Here is a 3811-nt window from a genome sequence, read left to right on the forward strand (position 1 = left end):
GCCGGACGGCGACGCGCTCGTTGCCGTCGCGGCGCTGCACCCGGGCCGCGAGGAGGACCTGCTGCGCGACGCCGTGCTCGTCGACGCGCGGCCGGCGGACGGCCCCGCGCTCCCCCGCCCGCTGACCGACGCCGCGCGCGGCTCGACGCTCTCGGTCGAGACCGTCGCGCCGTCGCCCGACGGCCGCACGCTGTGGCTGCTCGCCGGGGACCAGGGGCCCTCGCGCCTCGACTTCGTCGCCGCGCAGACCGGGCTCTTCTCGCTCGACCTCGAGCGGGCGCGTGCGCTCGTCGACGCCGCGCCCGGCGACGGCGGGGCCGAGGACGACCGGGTTGCCGACGGCGGGGCCGAGGACGGCGCGGCGCCGCCGGTCGCGCCCGCGCGCCTCACCGACCCCGAGACGACGGACCTCGTGCCGGGTCTGCTCGTGGTCACGGACGACGAGGTCCTCGTCGCTGACCAGCGTCGGGGCGCCGTCGTGCTCGTCGCGCTGCCTGCGGACGTCGACGGCGGAGGGCGCGGCGCAGGGACGGACGCCAGCGCCGACGCGACCGCGGCAGGCGAGCGGGTGCTCGTGGACGCACCCGCCGTCGTCACCGGCGTCGACACGGGCGCGCACGGCGTCGTCGTCGTGAGCGCGGCCGGCCCGCTGTCCTCGGGCGACGTCGTCGCGGTGGACCGCGCCGCCGGCGCCACCACCCCGCTCACCGACCTGTCGGCCGAGCTGCGGGGCACCGGGCGGGTGCGCGCGACGCGCGAGCTCTCCGCGGTCGCGCCCGACGGCTACCCCGTGCACGGCTGGGTCGCGCTGCCCGACGCCGACCGGTTCCCCGGTCCGCACCCGACGATCCTCATGATCCACGGCGGCCCCTTCGCGCAGTACACGCACGCGCTGTTCGACGAGGTGCAGGTCCTGGCCGAGGCGGGCTACGCCGTCGTGCACGGCAACCCGCGCGGCTCCGCCGGGTACGGGCGCGCGCACGGCCGCGCGATCCACCGTGGGTTCGGCACGGTCGACACCGACGACGTGCTGGCGCTGCTCGACACCGCGCTCGCGGACCCGGCGCTGCGGCTCGACGGCGAGCGCGTCGGGGTGATGGGCGGCTCGTACGGCGGCTACCTGACCGCGTGGCTGACCACCCGGACGCACCGGTTCGCCGCGGCGATCGTCGAGCGCGGCTTCCTCGACCCGGTCAGCTTCACCGGGTCGAGCGACATCGGCTGGTTCTTCGGGCTCGAGTACCTCGGCCACGCCGACACCGCCGAGGCCGCGGCCCTGCTGGCCGCGCAGTCGCCCATGGCGCACGTCGGCGACGTCCGCACGCCGACGCTGGTCATCCACTCCGAGCAGGACTGGCGGTGCCCGGTCGAGCAGGGGCAGCGCTGGTTCGTCGAGCTGAAGCGTCGGGGCGTGCACGCCGAGCTGCTCCTGTTCCCCGGTGAGGGGCACGAGCTGACCCGGTCGGGCCGCCCGAAGCACCGCATCGCGCGGTTCGAGCACGTCCTGCGCTGGTGGGAGCGGCACCTCCCCGTGCACCCGGAGCGGTGACCCTGGTTCTGGAACCGATCCGACGTCCCCGCGTCGGATCGGTTCCAGAACCGCTGCGGTGGGCAGGCGGGGCGTCGCGCAGGAAGATGATCGGGTGCTGCTCGCCGACGTCGCCGCCACCTCCACCGCCCTCGCGGCGACCCGCTCCCGCCTCGCCAAGCGCGCACTGCTCGTGGACCTGCTGCGCCGCACCGCGCCGGACGAGGTCCCGGTCGTCGCCCGGTACCTGGGCGGAGAGCTGCGGCAGCGGCGGACCGGGCTCGGCTGGCGCTCCCTGACGACGCTCCCCGAGCCGGCCGCGGAGCCGTCGCTCGAGGTCGTCGCGGTCGACGCCGCCTTCGAGCGCATGGCGGAGCTCTCCGGTCCGGGCTCGACGACCGCCCGGCAGTCGCTCGCGGCGGAGCTGTTCGGCGCCGCGACCGCCGACGAGCAGCGCCTGCTGCGCGGCCTCGTCACGGGTGAGCTGCGGCAGGGCGCGCTCGACGCGTTGCTCCTCGACGCGGTCGCGGAGGCGGCCGGCGTCCCGGCCGAGGCCGTGCGCCGCGCCGCGATGCTCGCGGGGTCGACCGAGCCCGTCGCGGCCGCCGCGCTCGGTGCCTCGTCGCCCGACGACGCCCTCGCGGCCCTGGGCGCGTTCACGCTGACCGTCGGGCGGCCGGTCCGGCCGATGCTCGCGGCCTCGGCGCCCGACGTCGCGGCCGCCGTCGCGGGCTTCGAGGGCCGGACGGTCGTCGTCGACGCGAAGCTCGACGGCATCCGGGTGCAGGTGCACCGCGACGGCGACGACGTGCGCGTCCACACCCGCAGCCTCGACGACATCACCGCGCGCGTCCCCGAGCTCGTCGAGGTGGTCCGCGCCCTCCCCGTCCGCGCCGCCGTGCTCGACGGCGAGGCGCTCGCGCTCGACGCGTCGGGCCGCCCCCGCCCTTTCCAGGAGACGTCGGCCCGCAGCGCGACGCGCGACGCCGAGCTCGCGGCCGAGGTCGCGCTCAGCCCGTTCTTCTTCGACGTGCTGCACGTCGACGGCCGCGACCTCATGGGCGCTCCCCTGCTCGAGCGGCTCGCGGTGCTCGACGAGGTCGCGGCCGGGCACGTCGTCGAGCGCGTCGTGACGGACGACGCCGCCGTCGCGCAGGAGGCGTTCGCGCGCTGGGTCGGGCAGGGCCAGGAGGGCGTGATCGTCAAGGACGCCGCGGCGCCGTACGAGGCGGGCCGTCGCGGCAGCGCGTGGGTCAAGGTCAAGCCGCGGCACACGCTGGACCTCGTGGTGCTCGCCGTCGAGCGCGGGTCCGGCCGCCGGGCTGGGATGCTGTCCAACATCCACCTCGGCGCGCGCGACGGGTCCGGCGGGTTCGTGATGCTGGGCAAGACGTTCAAGGGCATGACCGACGAGATGCTCGCCTGGCAGACCGAGCGCTTCCGCGAGCTCGAGGTCGACGACGACGGCTGGACCGTCACCCTGCGCCCCGAGCAGGTGGTCGAGATCGCCTTCGACGGGCTCCAGCGCTCGTCCCGGTACCCCGGCGGCCTCGCTCTGCGCTTCGCGCGCGTGCTCCGCTACCGCGACGACAAGCCGGCGTCGGAGGCGGACACGATCGACACGGTCCGCTCGCTCGCCACCCCCACCTCCTGACCGAACCACCGGCGAGGTCGACATCCGGCGCCGAGGTCGACGTTCGCGGGTGTCGACCTCGACCCCCGATGTCGACCTCGGCGGACCGGGCGGGGGCGGCGGGCGGCGAGGGGCACGGCGGGGCGGGTCGCACGGCGGGGCGCAAGGGCGGGGGCGCAGGGCGGGCTCGGGCGGGCGGGCGGGGCGGGGCGTCGTAGGGTCGGGCCGTGCAGAGTGCGTCGGTGGGGCCCGCGGCGGACGGGGGGCCGCGGCTGCGCCGGGACGCCGCCGCCAACCGCGAGCGCATCGTGCGCGCAGCACGGGAGCTGTTCGCGTCGCGCGGGCTCGGCGTGGGCCTCAACGAGGTCGCGCACCACGCCGGCGTCGGGGTGGGCACGGTCTACCGGCGGTTCGGCGACAAGCAGACGCTGGTCGACGCCGCGCTCGAGGAGCCGCTCGAGCGCATGCGCACCGTCGCGGCCGAGGCGGAGCGCGCCGAGCGCGCGTGGGACGGCCTCATGCTCCTGCTCGGTGAGGGCGCCGCGCTGCTCGCCGCCAACCTCGGCCTGCGCGACGTCGCGCTCACGCCGGGCGGCGCGTCGGGCGCGGGCGGCGAGGGCGCAGACGGCGGGGACCTGCCGGACCGGGAC

3 protein-coding genes are annotated in these 3811 nt (G+C 77.3%); all 3 read left to right on the top strand.

The window, feature by feature from the left end:
- Positions 1 to 1549 (top strand): alpha/beta hydrolase family protein (locus ICW40_RS20255; protein ID WP_221655775.1); only part of this gene is annotated, 1549 nt, incomplete at its 5' end.
- A gap of 94 nt (positions 1550 to 1643) precedes the next feature.
- Positions 1644 to 3182, top strand: a complete 1539-nt coding sequence (locus tag ICW40_RS20260; RefSeq protein ID WP_221655776.1) for an ATP-dependent DNA ligase — start codon at positions 1644 to 1646, stop codon at positions 3180 to 3182.
- 206 nt (positions 3183 to 3388) lie between these two features.
- Positions 3389 to 3811 (top strand): TetR/AcrR family transcriptional regulator (locus ICW40_RS20265; RefSeq protein ID WP_308121941.1); only part of this gene is annotated, 423 nt, incomplete at its 3' end.

The organism is Actinotalea ferrariae (genome assembly GCF_019733465.1).
Lineage (GTDB): Bacteria > Actinomycetota > Actinomycetes > Actinomycetales > Cellulomonadaceae > Actinotalea > Actinotalea ferrariae_A.